At 44.4% G+C, this 17,794-nt stretch carries 13 protein-coding genes; all 13 read left to right on the forward strand.

Annotated features, from left to right (window positions below; translation table 11 throughout):
• Positions 1 to 55: 55 nt before the first annotated feature.
• Positions 56 to 814, forward strand: coding sequence for an SDR family NAD(P)-dependent oxidoreductase (locus tag ACFTRD_RS12640; protein ID WP_379380267.1), 759 nt, complete (start codon positions 56 to 58; stop codon positions 812 to 814).
• Between the two features lie 455 nt (positions 815 to 1,269).
• Positions 1,270 to 1,416, forward strand: coding sequence for a DUF3237 family protein (locus ACFTRD_RS12645; RefSeq protein WP_379380269.1), 147 nt, complete (start codon positions 1,270 to 1,272; stop codon positions 1,414 to 1,416).
• Positions 1,417 to 1,938: 522 nt separating this feature from the next.
• Positions 1,939 to 3,510: a response regulator gene (locus ACFTRD_RS12650; protein ID WP_379380271.1), complete on the forward strand. Its 1,572-nt coding sequence runs from the start codon at positions 1,939 to 1,941 to the stop codon at positions 3,508 to 3,510.
• Positions 3,507 to 5,246: a sensor histidine kinase gene (locus tag ACFTRD_RS12655; RefSeq protein WP_379380273.1), complete on the forward strand. Its 1,740-nt coding sequence runs from the start codon at positions 3,507 to 3,509 to the stop codon at positions 5,244 to 5,246. Before ACFTRD_RS12650 ends, ACFTRD_RS12655 begins: the two co-directional genes overlap by 4 nt.
• Positions 5,247 to 5,366: 120 nt before the next feature.
• Positions 5,367 to 7,028 (forward strand): ABC transporter substrate-binding protein, encoded by a 1,662-nt coding sequence (locus tag ACFTRD_RS12660; protein ID WP_379380275.1) that lies wholly within the window; start codon positions 5,367 to 5,369, stop codon positions 7,026 to 7,028.
• A gap of 43 nt (positions 7,029 to 7,071) precedes the next feature.
• Entirely contained in the window at positions 7,072 to 8,748 is a 1,677-nt protein-coding gene (locus ACFTRD_RS12665; protein WP_379380277.1) for an ABC transporter substrate-binding protein, read from the forward strand.
• A gap of 136 nt (positions 8,749 to 8,884) precedes the next feature.
• Positions 8,885 to 9,826: an ABC transporter permease gene (locus ACFTRD_RS12670; protein WP_379381340.1), complete on the forward strand. Its 942-nt coding sequence runs from the start codon at positions 8,885 to 8,887 to the stop codon at positions 9,824 to 9,826.
• Between the two features lie 15 nt (positions 9,827 to 9,841).
• The gene (locus ACFTRD_RS12675) at positions 9,842 to 10,762 is read left to right on the forward strand and encodes a carbohydrate ABC transporter permease (RefSeq protein ID WP_379380279.1); all 921 of its coding nucleotides are present in this window, start codon (positions 9,842 to 9,844) and stop codon (positions 10,760 to 10,762) included.
• A gap of 442 nt (positions 10,763 to 11,204) precedes the next feature.
• Entirely contained in the window at positions 11,205 to 12,488 is a 1,284-nt protein-coding gene (locus ACFTRD_RS12680; RefSeq protein ID WP_379381342.1) for a carbohydrate-binding protein, read from the forward strand.
• Between the two features lie 445 nt (positions 12,489 to 12,933).
• Positions 12,934 to 14,184: an MFS transporter gene (locus ACFTRD_RS12685; protein ID WP_379380281.1), complete on the forward strand. Its 1,251-nt coding sequence runs from the start codon at positions 12,934 to 12,936 to the stop codon at positions 14,182 to 14,184.
• Between the two features lie 508 nt (positions 14,185 to 14,692).
• Entirely contained in the window at positions 14,693 to 15,496 is an 804-nt protein-coding gene (locus ACFTRD_RS12690) for an undecaprenyl-diphosphate phosphatase (RefSeq protein WP_379380283.1), read from the forward strand.
• A 458-nt stretch (positions 15,497 to 15,954) separates the two neighbouring features.
• Entirely contained in the window at positions 15,955 to 16,725 is a 771-nt protein-coding gene (locus tag ACFTRD_RS12695) for a helix-turn-helix domain-containing protein (protein WP_379380285.1), read from the forward strand.
• Positions 16,726 to 16,745: 20 nt separating this feature from the next.
• On the forward strand, positions 16,746 to 17,774 hold the full coding sequence (locus ACFTRD_RS12700) for an alpha/beta hydrolase family protein (RefSeq protein ID WP_379380287.1): 1,029 nt from the start codon (positions 16,746 to 16,748) through the stop codon (positions 17,772 to 17,774).
• Positions 17,775 to 17,794 lie beyond the last annotated feature (20 nt).

A 17,794-nucleotide genomic window follows, 5' to 3' on the forward strand; every position in this document is an offset into this window, starting at 1 on the left:
GGGTCGGATCATACTATTATTCCACAATCATACCAATCATAAGGAGTGTCTATACATGTTTGAATTAAATAATAGAGTAGCTATCGTCACAGGGAGCGGATCAAAACGCGGAATCGGGCGTACGATTGCAATGACTTTAGCCAAACAAGGTGCAAAACTGGTTATCGCCGATATTAATCAGGAGGGAATTCAGGAGACCGTTGATGCCATCCGTGCCGAAGGTGGAGAAGCGATCGGGGTAGAGTTGAACGTAACTAGCCAAGAATCGAATCGTGAAATGGTTACAAAAGTACTGAATGAATATGGAAGAATTGATATTCTGGTGAATAATGCGGGGATATCCCAAAAGGCCACTGTTGAGGAAATGACACTTGAGGACGTTACTCGTGTCTTCAACGTAAATATGTTCGGATTGTTCTTGTGCTCACAGGCAGTGCTGGAGCCGATGAAAAAGCAACATTATGGACGAATTATTAGTCTCTCTTCCGTATCTGCCAAACGGGGGGGCGGTGTCTTTGGCGGAGCTCACTATTCTGCTTCCAAGGCTGCTGTGCTGGGATTCTCCAAAAACCTTGCCCGCGAGGTAGCGGCAGATGGAATTACGGTAAACTGTATTGCACCTGGACTCGTGAATACGGACATTTGGAAATCACTTGATCAAGAGACAGCCAGTGGTGTGATCGCGAGTATTCCGATGGGACGCCCAGGCGAAACAGAAGAGATTGCTTCAGCTATCGCTTTCCTGGCATCAAGCGAAGCTTCCTATATTACCGGAGAGGAAATCGACGTTAACGGCGGCTCTCATATGGATTAATGCAATATTTGTCCAGCTTGAAGGTTCATCTAAAGAAATATTATTAGAAATTATTATTGAACTTGCTAAGGTAAATGACCCTTCTGTTATATTGGCGGAAGGGTCATTCGCTTATTGTTAAAAACTTTAATTCTGAAGAGAGAGCAGGACTTATACGTTCAGAGACGGCCGTAAAATCGCGAAATCGAAGCCGCGGGACATATCCTTGATGCATTACATTCTTCATTCGATTATTTGTGAAAGTGACCTTCTCCGAACCGCCTTCAAAAATGATAGAACCAATATCCCGGATGACTGAATTGAACTTGTTAGAGGATCATTTTCTTCTGCCGAGTCATTTTAGCTTAACTGCTTATCGACCTTCTGATGATCGAAATGTACGGGTGCTAGGGGAGAGATCATACAGGGCAATCCTGCGAAATTTACTTCGAAAATAACGGGACTTTCAACAAAAAATGAAAACGGATTCATTTCGTACTTCCCCCAAAATCATTACAAATAGCAAAGCTTTGTCTTTTTTGAATAACGATATATTCGTTGGTGAAGGACGTTCGACGAAGCGAGGAGTAGATATTAAAATATACAGAGCATTGATTTCGTGAAAATCTAAGCATGTTTGCAAAGATGGTTACGTAAACTGTTCTGTTGAATTGGAGCTCTGCTATTTCTAGCAGAACTTTTTTATTGGGCAGATTGTTATCCTAATTTGCGGTAGTATGCTTTACCCAAGACATGGACTAAAACTTTAGCCAAGGAAAAACATCCTCCTAAGACATTCATATAAACGAAGGAACACTTAGTCTTTTCACGCAATAAATATAACAGTTTGTGCAATGAAATGGCAGATGGGAACTTATAAAATGAAACTATCTAAACATTTTCGGATTAATTTGCAAACGTTTTCGAAATGGGCATATACAACGCGATTGGAGATTGGAGGAAATGATGGAACTGATCTTCACCGCACGTAGCAGATTACATCCAAGACATGCGTTTTGGAGGGCGACCTGAGTCTCCAGGATTTTACTATCGTGGGACAGAGTTCGACTCTAAACTATACTTGATCGCCGATAGGAGAAGATACTGCCGTCGGTTTATTTTCGTTTGGAAAAGGGGACGAATCGATGTTAAAAGTATTGCTAGTAGACGACGAAATATATGTTCGTAAGGGAATGCATGAATTAATTGGCTGGGATGAACTTGATATGGAGATTGTGGGAGAAGCGGAGAACGGACTTGAAGCGCTGAAGATGGTTGAATGCCTGCAACCAGACGTGGTTATTACGGATATTCGGATGCCGATCCTCGACGGGTTGGAGCTTATACGAGCAGTGGATGAATTGCCTCATGTGGAACCGGTGTTCATTATCATTAGTGGTTATCATGACTTCAAGTATGCACAACAGGCCATCAGATATGGGGTTCATGATTACATCCTGAAACCTGTTGATGATGAAGAAATGACGACTACATTGCAAAAGCTGGCTAACATGATTTATAAGAAAAGAAAAAATCTGCTCTTGGCTGAGGGACAGGCCAGCAGTATCATACTGGAAGATATCATCAAAGGCAATGTGCGGAGGGAAGATGAATATCGGTATGCCGAGGTCATGGGGATAAATCGACATTCCGGTATACTGTATGCTCTTATTGAACTTCAGATGGGATCACACGAAAAAAAAGTCAGCGGAAAAAATTTGCGTGAAGCTCTGCATTCTCAAGAGGATCTTTCCTCTAATATGTTCGTTATCGAGCAGCAACATGGCAGATTCGACCTGTTGCTTGTTATGAACGAACACGAGAATGAGGGCTCAGGACTTAGGGAAAGGCTGGATCGAATTCACATGGCGCTGACCGAGCGACTTAATGTGGATATCGGTCTTTACGCAGGTGGGCTTGTAAAAGAGATTAGCTGTGTACCGCAGTCTTATCAGGAGGCGGAAGAAGCGGCCAAGCATAAATTTGCAGAAAATGGTGGTGCCGTGCTGTATACAGAGATCAAGGATAAACAGCTTTATGTTTTCAATGTGAATCAGGATGATGTTGATCAATTAATCTTGAGCTTGGAAGAGCGAAAGCAACATGCTTACCATACGATTGTGGATGACATGTTCCAGTCGTTTCGTGTACGTCGATTCACCCCACAAGCTGTTTCAAGTTCTCTTCTGCGTTGCATAACAGGCATCCTAGCTGTGGCGAAAGAAATGGGCGGCAATGATGAAGGGTTGCAGCGGTTGAAGGAACTGGCGGAACAAAGTTACGTAGGTTGGAATTTGCGGCTCATGAAGGACTCTTTTCTAATAGCACTAGAGGAAGCCGAAGGATACATTTCCCGCTTGCGGATGGAGCAATCCAAAGGGGACATCAACAAGATCAAACGATATATTGATGCACATTATACCGAGAATATCAGTCTCAAAAGCATCGCTGCGCTCTTCTTTATGAATCCTGTCTATCTTGGACGATTGTTTCGTAAAAGCTACAGCCTCTATTTCAATGAATATCTGCTAAGTCTCCGTATTCAAGAAGCGAAGAAATTACTGCGGCAGACGGATATGAGGATGTACGAGGTTGCTGCGCGCGTAGGATTTCAGAATACAGATTATTTTGTAACCCAGTTTGAGAAGCTGGTCAAGCTGTCCCCTACAGAATATCGCAACGTACTGAATGGAACTGAGCAGCGAGGGACGCGATGAGAAAATGGAACCTGAACTATATGAAGCTTCGGGACAAGCTGCTGCTTATGTATGTCCTTTCCGTGTTCATTCCGATCGTTGTCACCAATGTGGTGTTCTACAATGTCACGGCTGCCAATATTCGCAGTCAGAAAACCCGTGATGCAGGAATGGCTTTGAACAATCTGAAGAATGAACTGCGAGTAAATATCGACCAGGGTGTTGGCTTGTCCTATTCCTTATATGCTGATCCTGTGTTTAATGCCACGCTTACCCGTGAGTTTAATAGTCAATTCGAGTATATTGAAGCCTACAATTCGTATTTACAAGGTGAATTCTCAGGTCAGATGAATCAGGGAATCCGTTGGTATCAAGTATACACAGATAATCCCACCATTTTGTCCTCTGGTTATATTGAACGTTTAAGTGACGCAATTCGCAACTCGGATTGGTACATTCAGTCTCAGTCCTACTCAGCTCCTTATCCCGCGCTAATCGTTGCTGATCAGACGCTGAGCCTGGTTCAACGACTCAACAACCTGAATACAGGCGGCATAGAGCAACTACTTAAAATTGACCTAAACATGGATCTGATCAAACAACACTTCCATAACAGCGGTTTTGACGGAAAAGTGTATCTGGTTGATCCTGGCGGACATATCCAATTTACAAACGATCTGACAGCAGAAGAATCACCGGTGGAGCAGCTGTTTAGTGATATTCAATTTCCGAACAAAACGATTCAGTTTGAGCGTACGTATACAGGCATTAATTATCTGGAGGGCTGGTCATTGCAAGGGGTCATGGATGAAGAAATTGTCTTGCAGGAAGTTCGAAAATCCCGGTCCTTCGTTGTTTGGCTTGCTTGTATTAATTTTGTCTTGCCTTCCATCATCATTGCCGCCATGTCAAGGTCGCTCCACGTCAGACTGGTACGGATTCTTAAACATATGAAAAAAGTAAAAACACAGAATTTTCAAACGATTCCCCCTGAAGATGCAAGGGATGAAATTGGTCAACTCACGATGGAATTCAACCGGATGACCGAAACGATTCATAATTTGATCAATGAGGTATATGTGGCAGACATCCAGAAGAAGGACCTGGAATTAAAGCAACAGCAAGCACAGCTTCATGCACTCCATAGTCAGATCAATCCGCATTTTTTGTTCAATACCCTCGAATCCATTCGGATGAGAAGCCTGATCAAAGGTGAGAAGGAAACAGCTAAAATCGTTCATAACATGGCCAAAATGTTTCGCAAATCGATCAGTTGGAATCAGAATGATGTCACGGTAAAGGAAGAGCTGGAGCTCATCGAGAGTTTTTTGCAAATCCAGAAATACCGTTTCGGAGAAAAGCTCCAATATAGCATTGTGGCTGACCCTGCCGCACTTATGTACCGTGTCCCTAAGATGGTTATCCTTCCATTTGTTGAAAATGCAAGTATTCATGGTATTGAGTCATCTCCGGGTGAAGGCATGATCCAACTTCAAGTTTCTGTTGAAGCTGATGAACTCATGATCAGATTGGAGGATAACGGTATAGGCATGTCACCATCCAGACTAGAAGAGTTACTCAGCTACCTGGATCAAAACACCGATATGGGAGAGCATGTCGGCATGAAGAATGCGTATAGTCGCTTAAAACTTTGTTATAAGGATCGCTTTTCATTCATGATCCAGACATGGGAAGGAAAAGGAACGCATGTACAGATAAAGCTACCGCTTGACCAGAAGGCAATGCAGCACGAGTGAAGCGACGAATATACTTTTCAAAGTAGGAGGTACACTTTCATGGGTAACATTGAAAGCGCTATCTTGTTATATTGAATAGGCTTACAAACAAAAAGAATATTTTAAGGGGGAAACAGTTGAATGTTTAGAAAAAAAGCACTTGTAACAGGTCTGGCCATCTTACTGGCCGCAACGCTTGCGGGTTGCAACAAAGCCAATCCGGAAGCCGCCTCTCCCGACAGTAACGACAACACCCCGGTCACATTCAAATATTTCACGTTCGGCGCGGGGAAGAAGGATGTTCTGGCAAGCAGTACGACCATTGGCCAAAAGCTACAGGAACAAACTGGGGTTGACTGGAAGATGGAGTATCTGGTTGGCGATAGTGCTACCAAGGCAGGTGTGATGATCGCGAGTGGCGACTATCCCGATATTATCGACTCCAGCGGAGAAATGGCCAAGCTGATGGATGCAGGTGCCTTTATACCGCTGGATGAGCTGATTGAAGAATATGGGCCTAACATCAAGCGAGTATATGGTCCCTATATGGACAAATTCAGACAGGAAGATGGGAATATTTATTATTTCCCATACACAGCCAACATCGATTATATTTCGGAGCCCAATTTCCAGACTGGCTTCTATATTCAGCGTGCTGTACTGAAAGAGTTCAACTACCCCAAGATCAAGACGCTGGACGAATATTTTGATCTGATTGAACAATACAAGCAAAAGTATCCGCAAATCGATGGGAGGGAGACCATCGGCTTCGCAACACTAGCGGGTGAGCCTAGCAGCTTCTTCACGCTGCAAAATCCCGCGATGCATCTGGCAGGTTATCCAAATGATGGCAGCGTCATGGTGGATATGCAGAGCCATGAGGCCAAACTGGTGGCCGGGTCTGATTATCAGAAACAATGGATGCAAAAGCTGAACGAGGTTAACGCACAGGGGATGCTCGATCCTGAATCCTTTACGATGAACCGGGATCAGTATCTGGCAAAACTGACGTCCGGACGTGTTCTGGGATACTTCAGTTATTCGTGGCAGGTCGGCGACGCAACGAACAACCTCAAGAAAGCTGGTATTGACGACAAGCGTTACGTTGCACTGCCCATTGTATTTGACAACGATGTCAAAGATCAGTACATCGACCCGCCAGGCTTCGTGAACAATTATGGTATCGGTATTACCGTAAATGCAAAAGATCCGGTTCGGATTATTAAATATTTTGATAATCTGCTCAAGGAAGAAAACCAGATTCTGGTTCAATGGGGCATTAAAGATCAGACGTACAGTGTAAATGATCAGGGACGATACTATTACAAGGATGATAACCAGCGTAAATACCACGAAGATCCAGAGTTAAGCCAAAAATTCGGCTTTGACTATTTCAACTACAGCTGGCCTCGCTACGGCAACAATTCATTGCTGGAGGATGGTAATGCCTATGGAGCGGGCAATCAACCTGAGGTGGCTACCTTTAGTTATACCGACGGTGACAAGCTTCTGCTCGAAAAATACGGTGTAGAGACATTTGCAGAATTATTCAGTACACCGGATGAGCGTCCTTGGTCTCCTGCCTGGTCCATTGCGCTGGAGCAAGGCTCTCCTGAACAGATGTTTATCACTAAAGCGGATGACCTACAGAAGAAATACTTGCCCAAAATGATTATGGATTCTCCTTCAGTTTTCGAAAATACATGGAATGAATATATGAGTCAACTGAATCAACTGGACAAGAAAACATATGAAGATACGATAACACAGGCAGTGAAAGATCGTGTAGCAGGAAAATGGTAAAGAAAATCCAGTCTGGGCCAAAATTGAATGGGGGAATTTTCACATGTTGAAACCAAAAATTAAAACGGCTGGTTTGGCCGTATTGCTGACAGCCTTGCTGGCCGGGTGCAGTCAGAACAATTCATCCCCAGCACCTTCAGCGTCAAATGATGATGAAAACAGTCCAGTGACATTCTCGTATTACATGTTCTCCCCAGGCAAGAAGGATACACTGGCAAGTGAAACAAGGATTGGTAAGGAATTGCAAGAGCAGACGGGTGTGGACTGGAAAATGGAGTACCTTGTAGGTGATAGTGCCACTAAAGCTGGTGTCATGATTGCCAGTGGAGATTATCCCGATGTCATCAGCTCCAGTGGTGAAATGTCCAAGTTATTGGATGCCGGAGCCTATATCCCACTGGATGATCTGATTGAGGAATACGGACCGAATATCAAAAGGGTATACGGACCTTATCTGGATAAAATGAAAAATTCAGTAGATGGAAAAATATATGCATTGCCTTACACGGCTAATCAGGGCGAGTATTCCGGTAATCCAAATGTAGGCGGAGGGGCGTTCTGGATTCAGCGTTCTGTACTCAAGGAATTTAACTATCCCAAAATCACCACATTGGATGAATACTTTGATCTGATTCAGGATTACAAGGAAAAGCATCCGACTGTAGATGGTGCGGAGACCATCGGGTTCGTTTCACTTGCGGGTGTGGCCAATAACTTCTTCACCTTGCAGAATCCAGCGATGCATCTGGCCGGATATCCGAACGATGGAAGCGTCATGGTGGATATGAAAACCCATGAAGCGAAAGTAGTTGCAGGGACTGATTCTCAGAAAAGATGGGTTCAGAAGTTAAATGAAATCAATGCTGAAGGCATGCTTGATCCGGAATCTTTCACGATGAACAAAGATCAATATTTGGCAAAGCTGACCTCAGGCCGTGTTCTCGGTTACTTCAATTACGGCTGGCAGGTTGGAGACGCGACCAAAAACTTACTTGCAGCAGGTATTGATGAGAAACGTTATGCGCCGCTTCCTATTGTGTTTGATGAAGGAATCAAGGATCAATATATTGATCCTCCAGGCTTCGTCAACAACTATGCAACTGGCATCTCGGTGAATGCCAAAGATCCGGTTCGTATTATCAAATACTTCGATAATTTGCTCGAAGAAGAGAATCAGATTTTAGTGCAATGGGGTATTAAGGACGAAACGTATAGTGTCGATGAAAAAGGCCGGTTCTATTTTGCCAATGAGGATCAGCGTAAAGCCCATGACGATCTGGAACTGAGCCGCCAATTCGGGTTTACTTACTTCGGAACAGACTGGCCGCGTTATGGTGGTGAATCCACCCTTTCAGACGGTAACGCTTACGGTCCGGGTAACCAGCCTGAGGTAGCCTATGCGTCATATACAGAGGGAGACAAAAAGTTCCTGGAAGCCTACGGCATCCAAACATTTAGTGAATTATTTAACAAACCGGAAGAGCGTCCATGGTTCCCGGCATGGTCCATCGCGTTGGAGCAAGGATCACCTGAGCAAATCTTCATCACCAAATCGGATGATCTGCAACGTAAATATTTGCCGGAAATGATTTTGGGATCACCATCCAATTTCGACAAGCTGTGGGATGCCTACATGGCGGAATTAAACAAATTGGAGAAGAAAGGGTATGAAGAGACCATTACCAAAATCGTTCAGGATCGTGTTGCAGGAAAATGGTAATGTGAACGCTTGAACACAAACTGTTACATGCATGGGGGAGTCGAAAAACCAAGATATCAGGCAACCTCCCGTATGAATAACAGAATAGGAAAGGAGTAGGTTCACCGTGGAGAAACCAAATGTTGCCCTAAACTCGATGCCTCCTGCCTCGGGACCAAAAGGAAATAAAACAAATTCATTTTTCAAACGACTTGTGCAGCAACGAACGCTTGCCTGGATGTGTATTCCTTTTGTCGTGTGGGCCTTTATTTTCAAGTACCTGCCGTTATGGGGATGGACCATGGCTTTTCAGAATTTCAAACCGGCAAGATCCTTCTCGGATCAGCAATGGGTAGGCTGGCACCATTTCAGTATATTGTTTGAGGACAATACTTTCTACCGGGTGCTGCGAAATACGCTGGTGATGAGTTCTATCAAACTGGTGCTTGGATTTGTTACGGCGATCACACTTGCTCTTCTATTGAATGAGCTGAAAAATGTAATTTTTAAACGCTTTGTGCAAACCGTCAGTTATCTGCCTCACTTTATTTCGTGGGTTGTCGCTTCCAGCATTGTACTGACTGTCCTGTCACCGGACGGAATTATCAATCTGCTACTTACGAAGCTTCACCTGATTGATAGTCCGATATTGTGGATGGGGAAAGGTGAGTATTTCTGGGGTATTCTGGGGGCAACCGAGGTGTGGAAAGATGTCGGCTGGAACACCATTATCTATTTGGCGGCAATTACAGCCATTGATCCAGCGCAATATGAAGCTGCCGAAATCGACGGAGCCAGTCGTTTCAAACGGATGTTATACATCACACTGCCAGGCTTAAAACCGGTTATTGTGATCTTGTTGATCATGAACATGGGAAGTATCCTGGAATCCGGATTTGAACCGCAATATCTGCTGGGTAACGGGATGAATATGGACTATTCGGAGAACCTGGACATCTTTGTACTGAAATATGGTTTGGGGATGGGGAACTTTTCCTTAGGTACAGCAGCAGGCATATTCAAAACCGTAGTCAGCTTCATCTTCCTTTTCTCCGCGAACTTTATAGCGAAAAAAATGGGAGAAAGCAGATTATTCTAAAAGGAGGCCTATGCCATGCGAACAGGAAAAACATCCCGCTTGCGGAATAGCAGTGCTGGAGATCGTGCGTTTGATGCATTCAACATTATATTCATGGTGTGCCTAATGGTTGTTACCATCTATCCCTTCATTAATATGATTGCTGTGTCCTTTAATAATGCCAATGATGCCATCCGGGGTGGAATTTATTTATGGCCGCGGGTATGGACGCTGGATAATTACAAATATATTTTTGGCGAATCAGATATCTATCACGCGACTCTGATCTCGGCGCTGCGTACGGTAATTGGGACTGTGGTATCTGTCTTCTGTACAGCGATGTTAGCTTATACAGTCAGTCGTCAAGAGTTTGTGCTTCGCAAGTTTGTTACGATGTTTTTTGTATTCACGATGTACTTCAGTGGGGGTCTGATTCCGAGCTATCTGCTGATTCGTGACATCGGATTGATCGGTTCCTTCTGGGTATATATCATTCCGGGTGTAATTGGTGTCTTCAATATGATCGTTATCCGTTCCTTTATTGAAGGTCTTCCTGAAGGCATTCTGGAGTCAGCCCGCATTGACGGAGCAGGGGAATTCACGACATTTATCCGCGTTGTCCTGCCGCTAACGATACCCGCAATGGCTACCGTATCACTCTTTGTGGCCGTGGGACAATGGAACTCCTGGTTCGATGTATTCCTGTACAACTCCTCCAATAAAGAATTAAGTACTCTGCAATACGAATTGATGAAGATTCTGCAAACCTCGACGACATCAGCGACTGCATCAGCAAGTGATGCTTATCAGTCTGCCGAGAGCAGCGGAACAGCGGTTACGCCTACGTCTATTCGAGCCACGATGACCATTATTGCAAGTGTTCCAATATTGATGGTATATCCGTTCTTGCAGAAATACTTTGTACAAGGTATGACAATTGGCGGTGTGAAGGGATAAGTAGATGAAAAAATAATGAGCCGATTTCCAAATTTTGAATTAGGAGATGAAAACCTTGAATCTACTCATTAAAAAATCGCTGTGTATCATGCTTGCCACTGTGACGGCGTTGCCCCTGTTTTTTGTACCTGCTTCCTCAACGGTTTTTGCGGCCAATGATGTTGTAGTAGATGTGTCATCATCCAAGCAATTGATTCGAGGTTTTGGTGGAATGAATCACACCGGTTGGATTGGTGACCTTACGGAAGCACAGAGAGAAACTGCTTTTGGAAATGGGGACAATCAATTAGGGTTCTCGGTGTTGCGGATTCCTATTGATGAGAACAAAAGCAATTGGCATAGAGAAGTGCAAACGGCCAAGAAAGCGATTGAACTCGGAGCAATCGTATTCGCATCTCCATGGAATCCTCCGAGTGACATGACAGAGATCTTTACGCTTGGTATGCCTTCTGGCAACGGTACAACATATGAAGCGGAGACGAGCGCAACGCTAACTGATGCTGTAGTGGAAAATTCGAATGCGGGTTACACCGGAACCGGATACGTGAGCTTTCAGAATTCCATTGGCTCGGCAATTCAATGGAATACCATTCTGATCGGTAGTACAGGCACCAAAAATGTTAAAATCCGCTATGCATTGCCATCCGGAACACGAAATCTGGATGTGTATGTAAATGGCACTAAAGCGCTCAGTAATGTGCCATTTGAAGCAACAGGTAGCGGGACAACTTGGAAGGAAAAATCGGTTCAAGTCCCCATGGTGAATGGAACCAGTACGTTGAAGCTGGTGACAACGGGAACCGGAGGGCCGAACATAGATAATGTCAACATGACTGCATTTTTTCAGGACACACAGGCTAAACGGCTTAGACATGATAAATACGATGACTATGCGCAATATTTGAATGAATTTGATGAATACATGAAGAGTAATGGCGTTGATTTATACGCAATTTCGGTTCAAAATGAGCCGGACTACGCCCATGACTGGACATGGTGGACTCCCGAGGAGCTTTTACGTTTTATGAAAGAAAATGCGAGTACGATTAATAACAGGGTCATTGCTCCAGAATCATTCTCGTACGTGAAACAAATGTCGGACTTACTTCTGAATGATCCGGAAGCCCTCTCGAATCTGGATATTCTTGGAGCACATACGTACGGAACACGGTTCAGTGATTTTCCTTATCCGCTGTATGAACAAAAGGGAGCCGGCAAAGAGCTGTGGATGACAGAAGTGTACTATCCAAACAGTGAGACCAACTCTGCAGATCGCTGGCCGGAGGCACTTGATGTGGCGGAGCACATGTATAATGCGATGGTTGAAGGTGATTTCCAGGCCTACGTATGGTGGTACATCCGGAGAAATTATGGTCCAATTAAAGACGATGGAACCATCAGCAAGCGCGGATACAGCATGGCACATTACTCCAAATTTGTCCGTCCAGGTTATGTAAGGGTGGATGCAACCAAAAATCCAGTATCCCAGGTATTTATCTCTGCCTACAAAGGTGAAAATAAAGTGGTTATTGTTGCTGTCAATAAAAACACCTCAGCAGTAAGCCAACAGTTTACCCTACAGAATGGGACAGCTTCGACTGTATCCTCATGGGTAACCGATGGTACTCAGAATTTGGCAGCAGGGACGGCAATTAGTGCATCCGGCAATGGATTTACGGCCAACCTTCCTGCCCAAAGCGTAACCACTTTTGTAGTCGAACAGTAATATTTGATTGGGCAACAGGATATCCCAAATTTAGAGCCCGTTATTCTCTCGAATGCTCCGAAGAGAGAAAAGCGGGCTTGTTGTGTTTGCATTTTCTCTTCAGCATAAACCGTTAACGACCAATTCTTCCCCTGTAATGGCTTCTGGAGATCGAATATGGTTAACCTAGTTGCTGCGAACGATTGAACCAGCAGCTGCATTTCGTGGTGGACACTGGCCCCATGATCAAGGCCGCCAAGGTTCGGAACGGGAACCCGCGCGAACTGGCAGTCGGAGGAGCCACGAGGAACCGTCAGGAAACGGTTAGTTTTGGGAGACGCACTCTGAAATTTCAGTCTTTAGTAGGAGGTGAACAATGGTGAAATCCGTATAATTAAGAATTGAAAGGAGAGTCATATCTTACTCAAAATGGACATCTTTATAGACAAATTGGAGGTTGAAAAGATTGAATAGGCACGAAAACAGCACCAATGCACCAAGCCTGTTTCGCAATCGCTTCCTACAGACGATTTTATTATCAAGCGTACTCTTGCAGGTTGGTATCTGGGTACGTAATTTCGCTATTCTCCTGTACGTTGCGGATAGAACAAACAATGATCCATACGCCATTTCGTTAATCAGTGTAGCAGAATTCGCACCAATTTTTGTTTTTTCGTTCATTGGAGGTACATTTGCCGACCGCTGGCGGCCGAAGCGAACGATGATCTGGTGCGATTTATTATCCGCGGTATCGGTATTCGTTGTACTTTTGACCATACATTACGGTTCTTGGCACTCCGTCTACCTTGTCGCATTCATCTCGGCTATTCTTTCGCAGTTCTCTCAACCTTCAAGCATGCGATTGTTTAAGTATCATGTGCCCGAAGAACAGCTACAGCAAGGGATGGCTTTATTCCAATCGCTGATGGCCATCTTCATGGTGCTTGGTCCTATGTTCGGAACCTTCGTTTACAGCACATTTGGCCTTGAAATATCGATCGCTGTCATGGGCGTGGTTTTTCTGCTCTCCGCACTCGTTCTTATTCGTCTGCCAGAGGATAATATGCGAGCTCAAACTGTCGCTGTAAAAGGGCAGTTCCGTAAAGAATTTATTGAAGGTTTCCGCTATGTTTGGCAAAGCCAAGTTCTGCGGATGCTCGGACTTGCGTTTATTCTCGCGGGACTCGCTGTTGGCGTAGCCCAAGCGCTCAACCTGTTTATCGTAACGGAGCGGCTGGGCAGGAGTGAGGAGTTCCTGCAATATCTGCTGATGGTAAATGGTGCAGCTATGCTGATTGGTGGCGGAATCGTAGCCGTCTTCGCCAAGCGGGTTCCGCCCCAGATTCTTCTCGCGATAGGTATGATCGCAGGCGCAGTCTGCACAGCCATTGTAGGGTATTCGACAAGCGTTCCGCTCACCCTGACCGTTCAATTTTTGAATGGACTTGTTTTCCCTTGCATTCATATTGGGATCAGCACGATGATTCTGAAATGGTCAGAGGCTTCAATTGTCGGCCGAGTGAATGGGGTTCTGAATCCGATGTTCGTTGGCATGATGGTCGTTTCCATGTCTTTCGCTGGAGCGTTAAAGGATTCCTTTTCGCTGGGTACGATCTATGGCGGTGCAGGATTATTATTTCTTCTCGGCGCACTGGTCATGGTTCCGATCATGAACCAAAAAGCGCCGGATAACGCACATATTGCACAGGAGACATAATTTCACGATATCTATAAAATTTAATGAAGAAGAGCCGGCCATGAGAATGTGACGGTTCTTCTTCATTCCCTGGGGTTAACCTTAGGCTATCTGATTCTTCGAAGGAAGCGTGGAAATCGGTTACTGAGGTCGCTCAGAGACATGCTTGTTGAATTTTTTGTGCGTTAAAACTGGTTTAAATTCGTAATTCTACAGGAGGATAAACAGTGGATTGGGAGAAAATCAGACAAACCTTGACATGCCCAGATTGCCCGGGAAGCGAGATCAAGATTGCACATAGCTTTAACGAGGGTGGCATCTATTCGAGCGAGGGCTGAAGGCGAGATGCTGGTAAACTTTTATGAGCCTACCGGGAGAACAGATGAGTTGCTTCCTACAAAATGAAAAAAGTGACAATTATGTCATTCTGAATAGAATTTTGTTATGTGAATCGATGGGGATATGTGGATGTCCCCCTTATACTGGGAAATGTTAAACAAGTTTATTTCCGAAAAGGGGACATCCACTGATGACAGATGTAATTAAAGCAATAATACTTGGCATAATAGAGGGCTTAACTGAATTTTTACCGGTATCGTCTACTGGACATCTTATTTTAGCAGGCAATTTGCTTAGCTTTGATGGAGACGCTGCGATAACTTTTAAAATTGTTATACAGCTGGGTGCAGTGATGGCGGTTCTAATTCTTTATTGGAAAAGGTATTTGCAGATTGGGGCTAATCTGATTAGAATGGATTTTTCCCAGAGTAAAGGATTAAGTGTAATTCATATGATTTTGGCTATGTTGCCAGCATTAATCGTATATCTTCTCTTCAAGGATACAATAAAAAGCCAATTATTCGGCCCAACTCCCGTCTTGATCGGTCTAGTTGCGGGTGGCTTATTGATGATTATCGCAGCACGGAGTAGAAGAACCGAAACCGCTGATACGATGGATGGGATTAATTATAAACAAGCTCTTGGGATTGGCCTGTTCCAATGTTTGGCCTTGTGGCCGGGATTTTCGAGATCAGGTTCGACGATTTCAGGTGGTCTTTTGCTTGGGACTAGCCAAAAAGCGGCCGCAGACTTTACGTTCCTAATTTCCGTGCCTGTTATGTTTGGGGCAAGCTTGTTGGATTTGTACGATAGTCGCTATTTACTGAATACTGACGATATCATTCTAATGTTGATTGGCTTTACGACGTCCTTTCTTGTGGCGATGATTGCAGTAGTGACGTTCATTAAACTAATTAAGCGACTCCGATTGGAATGGTTTGCAATATACCGTTTTGTCTTAGCAGCTCTGTTCTATTTAATCGTCATGTATTAAATGATTTTTTTGGATTATTAAAGAAATATCCCCGCTATCATTAGGCTAACGGAAGTTGATCCAACTAAACAATAAGAAACGAATACAAAGATAAATAAAGAGCTGCCGAATGATCAAGCAGCTCTTTTCTTTTTGTGAAATAACTTGAATAATTTGAAAATGAAGTATTTAAGAACGGAAAAGCCTATGATTAAGTTTCGAAAGGAACCTTCTATTTTGACGCTTGATGGAATTTTTACAATTAAAGTCTTTTTACGCGACAAAAACATCGTTCTATGCAAAGCCGCTTTATTAGCGGCTTTTTTATTTGCAAAGTTCCTGATGGCTGATGACAAGAAATTTGCACTTGTTAAACTGAACAGGTTTTATGGAAGTTTATTCATATTTGTGACTTGACCTTAGGTCAGGCCTAAGGTATAAGCTTAGTTCATATTCATGGAGATTGGGGAGGAAAATAGATGAAAATGGAAATTACGATTAGCGAGCTTGCGAAACTGATGGGCGTGTCCGTCCATCAAATTCGTTATTTCGAGGAAAAAGGTATATTGTTCCCGTCTTATATCGATGAAAATCAATATCGGATGTATGGCATCAACGAGATCTACCGATTGGCACATATTTTGCTCCTGCGTAAAGTCGGGTTGTCCGTACAAGCCATCAGGGATTGGAGCGAAGAAGGTACACCGGATGACATGCATGGATTGCTTGTACAGTCGGTTTCCAAAATGGAAGCCGAGATTGCCAAGCTGCGAACCTTAAGTGGCTTTATCGGTAAGGTGCTAAATGAGAATGAGCGTTATGGACAGGAGACTGCTTCCTTCGAGGTTATTCAACGCAATCAGCTTGTCCTATCTTCATGGTTTGAAACGGACATTGAAAGCGAACTGAATGCTCGAATGTTGGCTCAGCAGGGTCATGCATTGCCAGAGTTATTTGAAGCGGACATTCATTACGTGTATGAGGGAGGCCAACGTGTAAGGCTGTGCACGGAAGTCCAAGACAAGGAAGGAGACACGGTTCTGCCAGCTGGCGAGTATTTATCTTATCGGTTCTCGATACAAGGCGAGGAAGGCTTAGAGCAACACTTCAATCCATTTCATGCCTTCGCCGATCGCAGCTCTCTTATTCTAACCGGACCACGAATTCTTGTAGAAAAGTCGTACCTGTCTCTATTTACCCAAGAAAGCATATATTACGAACTGCTTGCGCGTGTTGTTAGGCATACTTAAGAAGAAGGGTGTAGTGAAACGTGAAAAAGAAATGGGGAATTTCAATCCTGATCGTCCTGCTGTTGGTGGGCGTGACAGGCGCCTATATTTTACAACAAAACAGTTTCGATATGGACGAACGAACCGTGGAAATCGATACCCCTCAAGGTAAACTGACGGGGGTATTAACGTTACCCGAGAATTATAGCGGGAAGGTTGGTCTAGTGTTGTTCATTCATGGAGATGGCCCGATTGATGCGACACATGATGACGGGTATAAACCGCTCTGGGAACGGCTGGCTGCCCTTGGCTATGCTTCACTTTCGCTGGACAAGAGGGGCATCGGAGGATCGGAAGGCAACTGGCTGGACCAGAGTATGGATGATCGTGTGGAGGAAGCAGAGCAGGCATTGGCTTGGGCGAGGCAGCAACCCGCAATTGATGCGAATCGCATAGGCGTATGGGGTGCAAGCCAGGCAGGATGGGTTATTCCCAAACTAGCCGGTAAAGAGCGGTTAGCATTTAGTATTCTTGTCTCTCCGGCAATCAACTGGCTGTCGCAGGGAGAGTACAACACGCGCAGTCAAATGGCGAAGGAAGGACGATCTTTAGATGAGATTGAGAAACAGGTGAACGATGATAACCGAATTAAAAATCTGCTAAAGGCAGGCAGCTCTTATGAGGAATATATAAGCGTTGCGGGCCAAAAAGATGCCATGTCGAGGGAACGCTGGAAGTTCGTAAGCCAGAACTATATTGCCGATGCTACAAATGATATTGAAAATTTTAGCTCCCCGGTTCTGCTTATGCTCGGTGACCACGATATTAACGTAGATGTGAAAGAAACAGAGACGGTTTACAGGGCACATGTATCACCATCCGAATTACTGCGAGTCAAAGTGCTTCCTGACACGGAGCACTCCATGCTCACCACTTCGACGGCCGATTCTCCGACGCGTGCGTTACTGATCAGCTTGTTTGCGCCGAGGAACATTACCGCGAAGGGGTACATGGATGAAATCGCTGATTTTCTGCAAAATATTCATCCACTTCAAGAGGTGACACCCTAAAGTATGACGTTATAGGTATG

The sequence above is a fragment of the Paenibacillus sp. NPDC056933 genome (assembly GCF_042674385.1).
Taxonomy (GTDB): domain Bacteria; phylum Bacillota; class Bacilli; order Paenibacillales; family Paenibacillaceae; genus Paenibacillus.